Source organism: Salipiger sp. PrR003, assembly GCF_010500785.1.
GTDB classification, from domain to species: Bacteria; Pseudomonadota; Alphaproteobacteria; order Rhodobacterales; family Rhodobacteraceae; genus Salipiger; species Salipiger pacificus_A.
In genome coordinates, this window is sequence record NZ_JAAGOV010000045.1 from 23,377 (window position 1) to 38,029 (window position 14,653).

A 14,653-nucleotide genomic window follows, 5' to 3' on the forward strand; every position below is an offset into this window, starting at 1 on the left:
GAAAGTGGCCTGCTTTTGCGCCGCCCCGTGGCCGGTTTTTGCTCCGCCGTTGACACTCGTCATCGGGCCGGTTGAACCATTCGGACGACACCCGCCCGTTCCGCTCACCCCGGCTCACATCCACCTTCCAGCCACCAGCCCGCGTCGGCTGTACCGGATCCAGAACTTCCACAACGCCCATCGGCATTCCTCCGCGACAGGCGCCGGGAGCCACTCTCCCAGCCTTTAACCTGTCGCGAAAGCAATCAGCCTTTCTCTCACTCTTCAAAAGAGGCACGAGCGGCGGCAATGCGGGACGAAGCGGGCGCTCGCTGCGATTGCGCAATCGCCGAATTTCCTACCCAGATTCGGTTGTTCCAGCGCAGTATGTGTCCATCTCTAGATGTGCGTGGGAATCTCAGACTTAGGGGGTGAAAGGTGAGCAAGTTGCAGGATGAAGAGGGCAAGACCGACGAACTGCCACAAGGCATTACGATTCCGAGCGACCTTCAGTTTTCCGCCAGAATGTTTCCAGACGAGGACTACGCCAAGGAGGCGATGTACAAGTTGCATTCCGTTCTCAGCGTCATCAGTCAATCCATCGACCTAACTAACCTGGATGGCGTGACGGTCGCCTTCGACTACGACGAAGCACTGGCTGATCTTGATCGTGGATATGAGACAACCTACACACTCACCGCCACCAAAGGTGTCGCCATCGGTGTTGCAATGGCGCCCACGGTAATTCGCGACGGTGTGATCAAAACGCATCTAGTACTTAACGCGAACTACGCGCTCAGCATCCTAGAAGGACCTGGGGAGGAAACCGAATACTTTTGGCAATCACTTCACCTAATTGCACACGAATGCGCGCATGTGGAGGTGACAGCAGCATTTGACAAGTCGTTCCCCGGGTTTCTTCTTCAGAAAACACACAGCAATATCCTAGATAACATGCGCTGGCAGGTTATTCTGGCAACGTGGGATGAGTATGCTGTATGCCGCATCGCCGGCTCCATTGGAGATGATCCCGTAGAGGGTTACCTCGAAACCTTGGTCAAGGTGTTGGGCGATACCAGGGGCCAATGCTGTGAGCTGATTAAGGCATATCGGACCCACGGGGATGTTGGGCAGATTGTAGGGGAAGTATATGGGAAGCTCGGCGATCTGCTGAAGTATTCATCTTACTTTGTGGGTGCTGCAGCAGCGCAGGAAACCCCAGAAACGCATCCGCCTGCTCTCACCGATGAGGCTGAGTTTGGGTGGTTTTCTCCGTTCTACGAACGCTTGATTGAAATGCAGGAGGCGCTTTGGAACGAGTTTGGGAGATGGAAGAATTTGGATGCCTTCGAGGCAATCGGCGATATCTTAGAGGACATGGCTGAGAGCATTGGTGTCGAAGCGTCGCGCGAGTCCGACGACCTGATCAAATTCAATATTCCATACCGACCGGAAAGCATGCCCGACATTGCCATGACGAACCCGTTAATGCGTGCACTGCTCGGCAGATAGCTGCATTGCATCATCGGCCAAAGTGGGCTCGAAGCTACATTGTAGCAGTGCAGCGAACCCGGCGGGTTTCCCCGCCGGGCCTGAGGGGGGGAGACCCCGTTCCTCAGAACGGGATCTCATCGTCGCGGTCGACCAGTTCGGGGTTTTCGTTCTCGGCCGACTTCGGGCGGCTCAGGAAGTCGACCTTCTCGGCAATGATCTCGCAGCCGTAGCGGTCGTTCCCCATGCTGTCGATCCACTTGGTGTAGTGGATGCGGCCGTGGACGAGGACCTTCATGCCCTTTTCGCAATGCTCAGCGACCGTCTTGCCGAGACCGTTGAAGCAGGTGATGCGGTGCCATTCGGTGTCCATGACCCGGTAGCCGTTCTCGTCGCGCATCACACGGCCTTCCGAGAGGCGGGGGCGCGAGGTGGCGAGGCTGAAGTTGGTGATCTTGGTGCCGCTCTGGGTGGTGCGGACTTCGGGGGTCTGACCGATGTTGCCGGCGAGGATGACGATGTTCTGCATGATAAGCTCCTGTGTGTCCTGTCTTCGGGACCGTCCCTTCGACAAGACCCTGAAAAAGCCCGTCGGGTGACGCGTGCACGGTGGACAGCATGGACACCGGAAACCCCCAAAGGACCGGGGTGGAGCGGGCAGGACGCCAAAGGCGGCCAACACGGCCCGGACTGACGCGGGGTTGCGCGCGAGAGCCCGAACGGGATTAGGGGATTGTCAGTCGAAGGGATGGCCCAGAAGACAGAGAGATGCGGGGAGCCCTTGCTAGACCATGTCCCCTTGCCAATCGGGACTGTTTGACCCAAAGCCCAACTCCCCACCAGCGGCGCAAGTGTCCATCACCGGCTCTCGCCCCCCTGCCCTTCCCCGCTGGGAAATGCAGGGCCTTGCCGCGACAGGCTATCGATACCGGAATATTCAGGACACGGACCGCACCCACTAGCTGAGTGGGATCTCGGGACGTTGTCGCTTAACGCGGACAGAAAATGCAGAAGGAAGTCGCCGGGGCATTCTTCACGGTCTTGGATTGGCAGATGGCGAAAGGTTGCGCGAAGGCGGAAGCCATCGCCATGGTATGGGCCACTTCCTGGCCGAGCTGATCGGGGAGAGCGGATACCGCTTTGCGCCAACATTGTTGGATTTCCGGCTCCCTGAGCTCTTGGCGCCGACCTGGTCAGGTCACGGCCGAAAACTACGGGGGTTCGTCGATGTGGCGGCGATAGATTGACGGCTGACGACATGACCGCGCGGCAAACTCCGGGTTCAGTCTGGGTCGGACCGATCAACTGCGTCCAACTCGAAAATCGTTGCCTCGGGTTTCGGCCCCATCACACGCGTTGGCAGATTAGGCGCAGGCAATTGCCCTCTGTGGTGCCCCTTCACCAACACAACTTTACCGCTGCGATAGCGCCGCTCATGTTCGCTCACCCAATGGCGAACAGGGCCGCTTCGCCCGTCCTGGACCTGACGCTCGAACTCAAGGCGAGCCTGCCGCTCCTGCATGTGAGCCGCGGCCTGCGGACCAATGCGGATTGTAAGATGGGATTTCTGCGCACCTAGAATCCAGGACTTCCCGAATTTTCGAGCGGTCTTGGCATCCTTGGCTGTGAACGTCTCGTTTTCCGTGGGAATGATGCCACCCAAGTCCGGGGAAACCAGCATCGCAAAGAGCGCGTAAGGGATGAACAGGTCGTAGCCTGTTTCAACTTGGTGCACCGTGCGCCGACCGTTGATCATTTCCATCGTATCACCGCTCCGCACACGGAATTCGACCATGGAACGGCTCAACTCGACTTCGACGTTGTCGTAGTTCAACTCGCCTGTCGGAATTCGCTTCACGAGCAAAGCGCAGATTGGATCGACGACCCGCGAATTCTCGCGGCGATGGAACATCGTGATGCGCAAGTGGCCCTTGTTACGATCATCGATGAGATAGCCGCGTAGACCAGTGCCTACGGGTTTGTCGTCATGTCTCGTTACAGGTGAAGCCCGTTCAAAGCGCGCGACACCCAGCTCTCGATCGTCGAATTCGACCCAAACAACGTCGGCAGGGAGCTTTACCTCACCCAGAATGGCCATTGCGGGAAGACCGGTTTCCGAAGCCTGCTTGGCGACTGCGTCATGAAGCGTATCGGCATAGGCTGCAGCCATATGGTCGAGCAGGTACACTTTCGCTTGCTGCAGGGCATCGAGCGCATACTCGCGAAAGCGCCTCAGATCTTCGGACGGCGCAAAGTGCCAAACAAGGTCGTCAGCAGGAGCCGATCTACCCGCAAGCGATGAACCGTATAAGGAAATCAATGATTTGTAGAGCATGCGACGTGACCTGAACCAAATACGACGCAGTTTCCGACGAACCCTGACGATATTCAAGCGGTCTTCATGGCACTGCAATTGACCGCTGATGTCTGGGCAAAGCCAGATTGGCTGACGCTCGAGCTCGTTTTTATGCAAAGGCATGCCGACCATCGTCGGCTCATTTTGCCGGTCAGCCGGAACGGTGGACAGGCGAAAGGCCCGGATCGGAGCCTTGCTCCGAACCCGAGCCGTCTGAAACGTGAGGCCGAAGCCTCACCCGAAAGGATCGTATTCCGAGACGATCACGACCTCGTCGCCGTCGATCTCATCGGCGGGGACAGCGCCATAGGTTCCATCCCCGGCCTGGAAGACGACGATCGAAACCATGAGCGTGGCGGCGAGGGAGGCGGCGAAGGCGTGAGCATCTTTGCGGGACATCTGTTTGGCTCCTGTCTTGGAGGCGGGGGACCATCCCCCGCGCGACAGGACCTCGCAGGCCCGAAGACTGGCTGACATCACCGGGTGCGTTCGGCTCGTCCGAATCCACCCGGCGGCACGGGTTCGCCCGTAGTCCGCCCCCTCGCGGGTTGATCTCGAAGACAGGATTCGGGGCAAGGAAGGGAATGGCGAGCGGGGGATGGTGCGACCGCTGACTGGAGCCGTATGTTCCACTGATGTCATCGCTGCCAGCCTCCCGGCAGACATTTGGTACCAGATCTAGTTCCGTGTTGGATTGGAACCTATGGTGCCCCGCGATCTCGCGGGACAGGGTCGTGATGGGTGAGAGGCCCGCGCTTTGGCGGGCCCCTTGGGTTCTACGTAGGCTCAGGCGGCAAGCTCCGCGCCCCCTGCCCTAGCAGCGCCTTCTTCGCCGACAATCTCCAGCCGCGCATTGCGATAGCCTTCTTTGGCGATCCAGAGCTCGGCAGCCGTGACAGACTCGGCCAGGTGGAGCAGCTCCGTGCAACCGCCGAAATCCAAAAGGACGCGAACCTGCCCGGGCTGTGGTTCCTCAGCGACCTCGAAGGTCAAGGCGCTGTCAGCCGAATGCGTTCGCATGATCGTCACGAGAATGACCCCGTCCGAAGAGAAATTCCCCTCGTGCAGCGTGAACGACGCCGGCGCAGTCCAGGTCGGATAGGGTCGCGGTGGCTCCTTCTTGACAAGACGGCCGACGCCGTTCGAGCGCTCCCAGGCCGCGAGCTTCTTTGTGAACCGCGCGGGCGGTTTCGGACTGTTGTCGGTGTAGCGAATGAGCGCCCCCAGGGGCGCGGTGTCGAGAATGGTCGTTGCAGACATGATTCCTCATCCTGAATGCGTGATTTTTCATTCATCTAGTTGATATTGTTGAGATTTATGAGATTGAGGGCGGGTTTTCCCGCCCTCGGATGACTCAGATCACTCCGCAGCCATCATCGACGCATCATCACCCGGCAGGTCAGCGGTGAGGAAGGCGGGAAGGTCGACATCCTCGGTCTGGTCGATGTCGGAAACGGGTTCAGACGCCCCCTGCCCTTCTGCACCGTCCAGTACCGCCGGATCGTGACGGCGAAGAACCTCCGGCAACCAGCCGCTGTCTTTCAGCAGACGCTCGGCTTCAGTCGCCATCTCGCCCTTCTTCAGGTGATCGAGGAGTTGGGCAGTGCCTTCCCCTTTCGCCTCGCGCACGGCCTCGAGGATCCGGGCCTTGGGCACGCGGTTCAGGTAGGTATCGGCAGTCGGCTCCCAACCTGCCTCGACCATGTCGAGTTCGACCGCCTGTGCAACCAAGTCGGACTGAGTCATCCGCTTGGTCAAACCGCTGGCGGTGATACCGGCACCATAGGGGTTCACCTTCTCGTGGAGCGCGTTGATCCCGAAGCTGAGGCAATGCGCGAGCAGCGACAGCCGGCTCCCTTGATCAAGGGAGGTCAGGAAGTCCCAGAGCGCGGCATCGTCGCCGAGCGGCAACTCGGCCTCCCACTCCGCGTGGCGATCGTCCACCAGCTTGGCCACCACGCTGTCTTTCAGATCGCTCGCCTGCGCGGACATGTAGACGTGACGTACCGAGACCTCGAGGCAGCTGCCGACCGAACTGGACGTCCGGAAGGTATCATTGACGAGCCTCAGGAGCAGAAGCGTCAACGCGACGTCAGGGGAGCGACCGACAGCTTCGCGCAGTGCCAATGTCCGGTGCGCCGTCAGCTCCATGACCAGCCGCTCAGGCAAGGGCTTCAAGGCACCGTCGTCCTCGTCTTCGGGCACGTTCGCGCCGAGGGCTTGACCGGCAGCAGTGATCACCGTGCCATTGCCGATACCATCTACGCTGTTCGGCGCTGAAAGCTCAGCGCGCTGCCCGTCTGCCGCCAGTTCACCGCTGTGGACATTGGCGTCTTCCCGAGGCTCATCCTCAGGCCGCACGAAGCCCCGATAAACTGCAAGCTCGCCATAGCGGTCAAGCGTCACAAACGCCCCTGCCCGTGCGATCTCCTCCGCGTCGAAAATCAGCGGCCGGGCATCGAGTTTCTCCATCGCGACTTCCAACTCGCCAAGACGCGCGTCGATCTCTTCGGGGAATTCATCCTGGCCCTCGTATTCCTCCTCGAGCGCCCGGTACTCGGCAAGCAGCTTGGCATGGGCCGCGCCTTCGTCATCTGTCATCGGCGCCGGGTCTCCGCTCAGCCGCCGCAAACCGTGGCTATAGCCATAGGGCAGGTCGAGCGAAACCTCGATCCATTTCCAACCTTCGGTCGCAATCGCTTCGGCTTCAGCCTGAAGCTTCTCGCTGACCAGACGATCGAGCAGGGCAGGGTTTTCCAGCCAGCCGCCGTCATCGCCCTGAAAGAGGTCATGCAACATGGTGCCACCAGCCGTCTCGTACGCCTCGACGCCGACAAAGACAGCACGACGGTCAGAGGCCCGCACCGAGGTTTCTGTCAACATGCGCCGGATCTGATAGGGCTCTTTATTCCAGGACGAACGAATTGCCTCCCAGACCTGAACTTGGCGCTCGTGATCCGGATTGACCGTAAAGGCCATCAGCTGCTCCAGCGTCATCTCGTCCTCGGCATAGAGCTCGAGCAGGGCAGGGGCCACGGCGGCGAGTTTCAGGCGCTGTTTGACCACCTGCGGCGTGACGAAGAAAGCGGCCGCGATCTCTTCATCGCCTTGACCCTTCTCCCGCAAAGCAACGAAGGCGCGGAACTGATCGAGCGGATGCAGGGCTGCGCGCTGCATGTTCTCAGCGAGCGAGTCGTCTTCGGCGAGGATCGCGGAAGTGGCATCCCGTACGATGCAGGGAATGGGCGTCGTCTTGGCCAGACGCTTCTGCTTCACGAGGATAGACAGGGCCTGGAAGCGCCGACCACCAGCGGGGATTTCGAACTTGCCGGTCTCGGATCCATCATCCGCCAGAACGGGCCGAACGCTCAGGCTCTGCAGCAACCCGCGGCGGGCGATGTCTTCGGCCAGTTCCTCAACCGAGATGCCAGCCTTGATGCGCCGGACGTTGGACTGGCTCAGAACGAGTTTGTCGAAGGGGATATCCCGGGACGGGGACAGGGTGACTTTCTGGGTAGATTTCGCCATCAGATATTCTCCACGACGGGCGCCGGAAGCCACTCTCCCGATCTCACTTCCCGTCAACCCTTTCACAGCCCATCTCTACCTCTCAACATGTCCACCGCGGTGGACATCACGCAGTAGCTGCCCCAGAACGAGAAAGCCTCTCCAACAACACTGATGGGTTGAAGTCAGTTTCTCTGCGACCGAGCGTGATGCTGTGGAAATACGCTCCGAAGTCTCGGATGCGGTTGCTCATCTGGAGAATTATGAAGATGGCGCACGATGCTTTTTGAGAGCCTATCTTTCTAGCAGCCTTTTCGAAGGTGCTTTCGTGGATTCCCATCATTGGAGCGAGCGTTCTGGCGTGGCTTTCGACATCGTGCCAGTTTCTAAGTGAGTTCGTCGCGAACGATGTAGCTTGATCACAAACGGTTGTGAGTGTTTGCAGGGGAAGTGTTTCGCTGTCGGTCCCGCTTTCTAAATCTTTTTGTTCTTTTTTAGACTTAGAATGGTGGCGGACAGTTTGCCCGTCATTGGCGGGCAGTTTCATTGTTTCTGGTGCGTCCACCGCGGTGGACATCTGTTTGCATTGAGCTTCCAGTTCGCCGAGCAAAGCACGATACTCCGTGATCGAGAGCTTCCTCCGAAGAACTCGGCGTACCTGATGAGTGAGTTCGTTCTCGGGGTCAGCTTCGTCGATCTGCGCAAGTTTGGTTAGGATTTGCTTTCGCAAAAACACGCGATCCCGACGAGCGTTTTCCATCGCTTGGGCTGTTGCAAGTAGTTCGCCGGCACGCGCGAGCAACGGAGCCAGCGACAAGCCATAGCTAATGGACTGACCTTCGGACGACTTCACTCGGTATCTTTTGCGATTTGGGCTGTCGTGGCGCTTCATAAAACCGAGTTCAACAAAGCGATCGATGTGCCTACGGAGGGTTCGTTCATCGATCCCGCCAACTCGACGGCAGATCTCGTCGTTGGAAGCGAAGACTGTGTCGCCATGCCCAGGCTTGAGAAAGCTCAGCATCGCTTGGAGCGTTTGAACATGTCCTGGACGGAGACCGAACAGGCAGCGACTATCTCTGAGCGCGCGGAAGACTGCCCAGATGTCGGTTTCAGGTGTGGTCGTGGGGGGGGTGCCCTTGCCGACGCCAAAGGTCTGAACGGAAAGCTTTGTGAATGCCATGTTTGTTGAACGACGACCGTTGCGGCCCACAACTTCCCCGGCTCTTCTCGCTGTTTTTGGCGAGAAAAGGCAACAAAAAGACGTCCACCGAATCGGTGACTCTTGACCGGCATGTCGGAGATTGCTACATCACAGGTGCAAATCAGATGATGAGGGCTCTCCGGGGGAAACCTTGGGGGGCTCTTTTCTTTTCGGTCTTCGCCTTTCTCCTCTGCTCGTGTTTTTGGTTATGACCGGGGATCAGCTCCCCGAGCCTCTCTCATTCTGCCATTGTTCAAAAAGCTGTCGCAGCGTGGTTTCCGCGCGCTCTTCGAGCCATTGGCCGAATTCCGGGTTGTCCTTGCGGGTGATCTTGATAGCGATCGACTTGCCATCGACTGAAAGTGTGCCGACAGGGCTACCACTATTGTCCTTTACCACGGTCGTTTGGCCACGGGCGCTTTGGTTGGCTGCGCCACGCGCCTTGCTGGAGCAAGCAACATAGACGGCTTGAAACTTGTCCGTGCTTGGAGTGGTGTCAGGCAGAGAGGCAAGTGTCTCAAGCGCAATGTCGACAAGCGGAACCTTCTCTGAAAGTGCAGCAAGATCACCCCATTGGCGTCGACCTACGCCATGAGCCGGGCCGATAAGCCGGACAAGTTCGTCAGGCAGCTGCTCGATGACTACACGATGGTTCGACACACCTTGCCGGGTGAGGCCTAGGGCGTCCTGAATGACGCCAGGCTTGTAACCGGCCTCCTGCATCTCTTTGATAAAAAGAGATTTTTCAATGAAGGACGGATCCAGCCGCAGGTTGTTTTCCTGACCTTGCGCGATCAGAGAAGCATCATCATCGAGCGTTCGAACGATCGCTTTGACGGTTCCACCAACTCTTCGAATGGCTGCAAGTCTACGACGCCCGTAGATGATGCGGTATCGATCCGGTTGGTCAGAGGGGCGAACCATGATCGGCACTTGCTGACCATGCTTGCGAATGCTTTCGGCGAGATCTTCAATGCTACTATCTTCCAGGATCAGGCGATCCCGGAGACCATCCATATCGATCCGGTCGGGTTCGATATCTCGGATTGAGTTGGCAGTGATTTCCCGGAGAGAATCCCGCAATCCGCCAACCGAGCCAGGTAGCTTCGAGGATTTGACCGGGGCAGGGGAGGAGGCTGCCGACTCTTTCTCGTCTTTCGGTGGCTGGTTGAAGATATTTCGAGCCATCAGCGACGCCCCCATGCCATTTGGATTGTCTGCTCCAGCTCATCGGCAACGCTGTTCACGCTGGTCAAAGCCCGATCAATGGTCTTCCGAATGAGCTGGCTCGGGTCTACCTCATAGATGGTTTGCTGAGTCATGCCGGCGTCAGAAATGGCTGTCGACTTCAGCATCGGTTCAGTCATGACTTGGCCCGCAAGGATTGAACGCAGGTACCCGGCCATTTGCGTTTGTGGTCCGTCCGACGGCTCGTAGCGTGTGATCAGGAACTTTACGAAGTCCCAAGTGACATGTCGTCCAATCGCCTCTTCGACGGCTTTGACCGTTTCCGAAGCGAGTTTGAGGAACTGGCTCATCGAAGCGATGTCGAGCATGCCGGGGACGACCGTCACAAGTAAGCCCGTGGACGCTGCCAATGCTGTCAATGTCAGGAAGCCCAACTGCGGAGGGCAATCAATCAGCACGATGTCATAGTCTGAGTCGACTTCCTCTAGCGCCAGAGCAAGACGCTCTGCAAAAATCGGCTGAACCCTACGCGCAAGGGCATTCGCTGTCTCGGTTTCGTACTCGGACAACATCAAGCCAGCCGGGACCATGTCGAGCTTGTGGAAGTATGTTTTCTGGATGACCTCCGAGAGCGGAACTTGATCATCGTATCTCAATGCGTCGTAGATTGTGCCGCCTTCGGCAAATTCGAGCTCAGGCCGGTAGCCGAAAAATGTCGTCAAACTGGCTTGTGGGTCGAGGTCCAGCACAAGCACGCGGTAGCCACGCAGGGCATACCTGTGTGCCAAATGGATCGTCGCTGTTGTCTTCGAGCTACCGCCTTTGAAATTCACGACCGAAATGACCTGAAGACGGTCGCCGTCTCGGCGGCCAGGTCTGTACGCGTCAGCATTTTTGCCTGTCCGCGCCAAAATGTTGCGGAGGTCGTCAACTTCTTCGGCCGTGTAGAACCTATGACCGCGACCGTCAGTGTGAACTTCTGGGAAGCTGCCATCTTTGTGGCGGTTGCGCAGGTTCGACGTACTAACGCGCAGCAACTCGGCGACCTCGGTCGAGCTGAAGCGGCGCAAGGACTTGCGTTCTTCTGGCTCGAACGCAACTTTCATCTGCCGGTCAAGCGACTCAGCAAGACTGTCTGCGAATGCTCCGATGTCGGAAGAGCCTATACCTTGCGTGTAGCCCGTATTTCGATCATCCATGTTCTGCCGCCTCTCATGGCCTTTGCTAAGGCTCTTTGTCGTTCTGACGGTCGAAGCCGCGTCTGACGCGTTTTGCCGTCAGAATGGAGATGCCACGAACATCTGTGTCCGGCAAGAAGAATCTAGATGTAGTGGAAAAGTTATCCACAGCACCAATTTGGTCGCGCGGGGCTTGCGACAGATAACGCATTGATTAACAACGATAAAGACCGTTTCTGGCGAAGCCGATACCCTTCGAGATATTTTCTGCTCGCGCGAACTAACCCCAAGGCTTTGTTGGATATTTACGTGGCTTTCGTCCAATTGAGGTGATGATTCTGGAAGATTTGGGCCGAGCGAACAGAGTGGTTTGCCGACCATTGGCGCCTACAAAAGGCCGAGACGCTCTGCCCGCTCCAGCAGCATTCTGACTGAGGAAGGCTGCCAGCTGGTACGACCGCGAGGGGTGCGCTCACGCATGGATTCCAGTCGGTCGCAGATTGCCTGCAAGGTGATCTCGGGGTCAGCACCTTTGATCGCAGCGACTATCGCAGGCAGGCGATCGTCAGTTTCGCGTCGTCCGGCGCGGCCAAGAACTTCATCAGGCAGAAAGCCGTCGCGCACATATGCCTTCACGGCGCGGAGCAGGCGGCTTTGGGTCCAATGGCGATCTGGGGGCAGGGGGCCATTGATAATCCGGAGGACGTCTTCCCAAGCCATATCGGGGCGCAAGCGGCGCACATGGGGCACCCAATCCTGCGCTGTCTCGTTCAAGCGCTCCATGTAGCCGTCCTGTCGAGCCACCCGCACCTTGCGCAGCGCTTCAGGGTCCTTGGCGCGAAGACCTGGGTTGCCGCCTACGCGGCCCTTTGAGTGTGCCGAGGCAAGTCCGGCTTTGGTACGCTCGCGGATCAGAGCGCGTTCGAACTCAGCCGCAGCGCCCAGAACCTGCAACGTGAACTTGCCCTGGGGCGAGGCAGTATCGATCGGGTCCTGGAGCGAGCGGAAGAACGCCCCCTTGCCTTCCAGTCTTTCGATCACCTCAAGTAGGTGCGACAAAGACCGCGCAAGCCGGTCGATCCGCACGACGACCAGCGTGTCGCCCTTGACAATCCGCTCCAGCACACGTGCAAGCACGGGCCGCGCGCGATTGCCGCCCGAGGCGTGCTCTTCAAAGATCTCGGCGCATCCCGCAGACTGCAGTGCCTCAGACTGGGGCAGGGGGGTCTGATCCTCGGTGGAGACGCGCGCATAGCCAATCAGCGGCATGAAACTGGGCCGTTTGCAATTTTATGTACCACCAATAAACGACCGTTTGTAAATGAATGCAAGGGCGCGCTCTGTGGCGCTGTTCATCAGAAAGCCCTTGGTTTCCATACGCAGAGCGCGATCAGGGAGGTCTCGCGGACCATCGCGCGCGCGTGCTATGTAAGGTGTACAAACGCACTCTGATAAAACCCTTGGGTAAAGCTCAAAATAGCTGTATTTTGCGCATATGAGGCCTGGAACCCCCGCATTGTATGATGAATCCGACGCGCTCGGCATTTATGCTGAGGAGGTCGAACAGGCGTCTGAGGACGACCTGTGGTTTCTGCCCGGTCCGATGGACGACGAGCCGGACTATTTGCCGCCGGGACCACGGGCCGAACCGCGTGAAACCGAGGTCCTCGACGAATGGCGGAAGGCAGAGGGCGGGCAGGCCGCGCGTCTTGCCCGTGTGGCCGGTCGCGTCGGCGCGCTGGACGACCGGTTGAAGCGCGGACCGGAAGGATGGCGGCATCGGCTTGCGCTGATGGAGGCCGCAGATTTGAGCTGGCACACCGGTGACCGCATCAGCCAAGACCGGCTGGCGCTCTGGATCTCGCTGCGCCTGTCCGGTGTCCAGGACGACACGGCGGCGCTGGCGCGAGTCGGATGGGCGATTCGGCGACTGACGGGTGGACCGGGACCGGAGCAGGACCTTTCCGCCTTCCTCGACCGTCGCGACCCCGAGAACATCAGTGATGAGACCGAGCCGTTCGTGGATCGCGCGAGCGGTTGGCTGGATCTGATGGGGCAGGCCACGGACCTGCACCCGATCACTCGCGCTTGCGCGGGCTTTCACCTCTGGCGCCTCGCGGGGCTCGGGCAGCACGACGACCGTATGGAAGCGGCTGTCGCAGCTGCGCGGATCGCGGCCAGCGATGGAAGAGGCGCAGTCTTCACGCCTCTGGCCATGGGCGGGGCAGGGGGACTACGAGCCGGTGGTTCACCGTTCGAACGTCTGGAACGCTGGCTATACGGGATGGAAGCCGCGTGCCTGACCGCGGTGCGGCACCTTGACGATATCGAGGCATGGTCGGCGCGGGCGGAAGCCGAAATGACATTGCTCTCGGGCAGGACGCCGCCGGCCTTGCGCGCAGTGCTGACCGAATGGCCGCTCGTCTCTGCGCCAATGGCCCAGGCCCTGACGAGTGCCAGTCGCGCCGCTGTTCAGCGCAACCTTGCATGGATGCAAGAGCGGGGTCTGATCCGCGAGGTGACAGGACAGGGGCGGTTCAGGATGTGGAAGGCGACAAACTGAAGGTTAGCGTGGGTCTCACCCGCTCACTCGACAGCAGCGATAACCGCGAGCACGCGGCAGGGCGCGCAGAAACTCACCAACACTTAATGCATTTGTTGCACTTATTTCATATATGGTGGTAGAGAACAGAAACCGGAGAGGAGACCACCATGAACATGCTGGCACACCGACATCTTCCGCCCACGCCGCAGGACGCAGCGATTGCGCGCGTCTCTGGCCAGGCATTGTCACGCTTCGCCCAGGCGCGCGCGCCGTTGAAACTTCGTGTGACGGACTCCGAGCAGATGGAGCCGATCGAGCTTCCTGCGGGCGCCGTATCGCTGCTCATGGAGATCCTCGAGGCGATGGCAGCGGGGCGGGGGGTCACCATCATCCCCGAGAACGCCGAACTCTCGACCGTACAGGCCGCTGAGGTTCTGAACGTCTCGCGTCCGTTCCTGATCAAGCTGCTCGAGGATGGTGCCATACCGCATCGGAAGGTCGGCAAGCATCGCCGCGTCCGCATGGAAGACGTGATGTCCTACAAGGCCGCGATCGATACCGAGCGTGAAGCTGCGCTCGATCAACTGGCCGCCGACGCTCAAGAGCAGGACATGGGCTACCGCTCGAAATGAGCCAGTACACGGTCCTGTTCGATGCGAACGTCCTTTATCCCGCGCCGATGCGCGATGCACTGATGCAGTTGGCGGTCACAGACCTTTTCAAGGCCAAGTGGACGGCCGATATCCATCGGGAGTGGATTGATGCGCTTCTGCGCAATGAACCTCATCGGGAGCGCGCCGCGCTGGAACGAACTCGCGACTTGATGGACAGGGCCACACGCGACTGTCTGGTCACCGGCTACGAGGCATTGGTGCCGGCCCTAACACTGCCGGACCCTGACGATCGGCACGTTCTGGCGGCGGCAATCGTTGGGCGCTGTGACGCGATCGTCACGCAGAACCTGAAGGACTTCCCACCAGCGGCACTTGCGCCCTTTGGCATCGAGACCCAACACCCTGACGACTTTTTCCGGAACCAACTGTCTCTCGCGCCCGGTCTGGTCTGTTCCGCGCTGCGGAAAGTTCGCGCGCGCCTCAAGAATCCGCTCAAAAGCGTCGACGAGTATCTCGCGATCCTGACACAGCAGGGGTTGGTCGCCACGGTTGCCGACCTGGAGCAATTCGCCGACCTGCTTTGATCCCAGA

General features: G+C 59.2%; 13 protein-coding genes and 1 pseudogene. 4 read left to right on the forward strand and 10 right to left on the reverse strand.

Features of this window, described 5'->3' with window-relative positions:
* Positions 1-55 precede the first annotated feature (55 nt).
* Positions 56-181, reverse strand: a pseudogene (locus G0D83_RS32780) (DUF932 domain-containing protein); the annotation flags it as partial.
* A 236-nt stretch (positions 182-417) separates the two neighbouring features.
* On the opposite strand from G0D83_RS32780, the gene G0D83_RS16570 reads away from it, so the two are divergent.
* On the forward strand, positions 418-1,491 hold the full coding sequence (locus tag G0D83_RS16570) for a hypothetical protein (protein WP_143093134.1): 1,074 nt from the start codon (positions 418-420) through the stop codon (positions 1,489-1,491).
* A gap of 103 nt (positions 1,492-1,594) precedes the next feature.
* Here G0D83_RS16570 and G0D83_RS16575 read toward each other — a convergent pair whose 3' ends face one another.
* The 9 genes from G0D83_RS16575 to G0D83_RS16610 form a co-directional block, all read right to left on the reverse strand.
* Complete coding sequence (locus G0D83_RS16575) at positions 1,595-1,999, reverse strand: single-stranded DNA-binding protein (protein WP_008335991.1); 405 nt, start codon at positions 1,997-1,999, stop codon at positions 1,595-1,597.
* 753 nt (positions 2,000-2,752) lie between these two features.
* Positions 2,753-3,958 (reverse strand): hypothetical protein, encoded by a 1,206-nt coding sequence (locus tag G0D83_RS16580; RefSeq protein ID WP_009574203.1) that lies wholly within the window; start codon positions 3,956-3,958, stop codon positions 2,753-2,755.
* Between the two features lie 102 nt (positions 3,959-4,060).
* Entirely contained in the window at positions 4,061-4,225 is a 165-nt protein-coding gene (locus G0D83_RS31905) for a hypothetical protein (protein ID WP_009574204.1), read from the reverse strand.
* Between the two features lie 387 nt (positions 4,226-4,612).
* Positions 4,613-5,086 (reverse strand): hypothetical protein, encoded by a 474-nt coding sequence (locus G0D83_RS16585; RefSeq protein WP_009574205.1) that lies wholly within the window; start codon positions 5,084-5,086, stop codon positions 4,613-4,615.
* Between the two features lie 99 nt (positions 5,087-5,185).
* Complete coding sequence (locus G0D83_RS16590; RefSeq protein WP_009574206.1) at positions 5,186-7,354, reverse strand: ParB/RepB/Spo0J family partition protein; 2,169 nt, start codon at positions 7,352-7,354, stop codon at positions 5,186-5,188.
* A 106-nt stretch (positions 7,355-7,460) separates the two neighbouring features.
* Positions 7,461-8,546 (reverse strand): plasmid replication protein RepC, encoded by a 1,086-nt coding sequence (gene repC / locus G0D83_RS16595; protein WP_233545060.1) that lies wholly within the window; start codon positions 8,544-8,546, stop codon positions 7,461-7,463.
* Between the two features lie 210 nt (positions 8,547-8,756).
* Positions 8,757-9,725 (reverse strand): plasmid partitioning protein RepB, encoded by a 969-nt coding sequence (gene repB, locus G0D83_RS16600; protein ID WP_226562387.1) that lies wholly within the window; start codon positions 9,723-9,725, stop codon positions 8,757-8,759.
* Positions 9,725-10,924, reverse strand: coding sequence for a plasmid partitioning protein RepA (gene repA, locus G0D83_RS16605; RefSeq protein WP_009574209.1), 1,200 nt, complete (start codon positions 10,922-10,924; stop codon positions 9,725-9,727). Before repA ends, repB begins: the two co-directional genes overlap by 1 nt.
* A gap of 366 nt (positions 10,925-11,290) precedes the next feature.
* Complete coding sequence (locus tag G0D83_RS16610) at positions 11,291-12,172, reverse strand: recombinase family protein (protein WP_009574210.1); 882 nt, start codon at positions 12,170-12,172, stop codon at positions 11,291-11,293.
* A 226-nt stretch (positions 12,173-12,398) separates the two neighbouring features.
* Here G0D83_RS16610 and G0D83_RS16615 point away from each other — a divergent pair, with 226 nt between their 5' ends.
* The 3 genes from G0D83_RS16615 to G0D83_RS16625 all read left to right on the forward strand — a co-directional run bounded on the left by G0D83_RS16615 (position 12,399) and on the right by G0D83_RS16625 (position 14,646).
* On the forward strand, positions 12,399-13,466 hold the full coding sequence (locus G0D83_RS16615; RefSeq protein WP_007803223.1) for a helix-turn-helix domain-containing protein: 1,068 nt from the start codon (positions 12,399-12,401) through the stop codon (positions 13,464-13,466).
* Positions 13,467-13,615: 149 nt separating this feature from the next.
* Complete coding sequence (locus tag G0D83_RS16620; RefSeq protein WP_007803221.1) at positions 13,616-14,080, forward strand: excisionase family DNA-binding protein; 465 nt, start codon at positions 13,616-13,618, stop codon at positions 14,078-14,080.
* Positions 14,077-14,646, forward strand: a complete 570-nt coding sequence (locus tag G0D83_RS16625; protein ID WP_007803220.1) for a PIN domain-containing protein — start codon at positions 14,077-14,079, stop codon at positions 14,644-14,646. The genes G0D83_RS16620 and G0D83_RS16625 overlap by 4 nt, the downstream gene beginning before the upstream one ends.
* Positions 14,647-14,653: the final 7 nt, after the last annotated feature.

What these genes read in the sequence shown, in the direction of transcription:
- repA (WP_009574209.1), bottom strand. Translation starts at nt 10,924, where the DNA reads ATGGATGATCGAAATACGGGCTACACGCAAGGTATAGGCTCTTCCGAC.
- G0D83_RS16580 (WP_009574203.1), bottom strand. Translation starts at nt 3,958, where the DNA reads ATGGTCGGCATGCCTTTGCATAAAAACGAGCTCGAGCGTCAGCCAATC.
- G0D83_RS16585 (WP_009574205.1), bottom strand. Translation starts at nt 5,086, where the DNA reads ATGTCTGCAACGACCATTCTCGACACCGCGCCCCTGGGGGCGCTCATT.
- G0D83_RS16615 (WP_007803223.1), top strand. Translation starts at nt 12,399, where the DNA reads ATGAGGCCTGGAACCCCCGCATTGTATGATGAATCCGACGCGCTCGGC.
- G0D83_RS16590 (WP_009574206.1), bottom strand. Translation starts at nt 7,354, where the DNA reads ATGGCGAAATCTACCCAGAAAGTCACCCTGTCCCCGTCCCGGGATATC.
- G0D83_RS16575 (WP_008335991.1), bottom strand. Translation starts at nt 1,999, where the DNA reads ATGCAGAACATCGTCATCCTCGCCGGCAACATCGGTCAGACCCCCGAA.
- G0D83_RS31905 (WP_009574204.1), bottom strand. Translation starts at nt 4,225, where the DNA reads ATGTCCCGCAAAGATGCTCACGCCTTCGCCGCCTCCCTCGCCGCCACG.
- G0D83_RS16620 (WP_007803221.1), top strand. Translation starts at nt 13,616, where the DNA reads ATGAACATGCTGGCACACCGACATCTTCCGCCCACGCCGCAGGACGCA.
- G0D83_RS16625 (WP_007803220.1), top strand. Translation starts at nt 14,077, where the DNA reads ATGAGCCAGTACACGGTCCTGTTCGATGCGAACGTCCTTTATCCCGCG.
- G0D83_RS16610 (WP_009574210.1), bottom strand. Translation starts at nt 12,172, where the DNA reads ATGCCGCTGATTGGCTATGCGCGCGTCTCCACCGAGGATCAGACCCCC.
- repB (WP_226562387.1), bottom strand. Translation starts at nt 9,725, where the DNA reads ATGGCTCGAAATATCTTCAACCAGCCACCGAAAGACGAGAAAGAGTCG.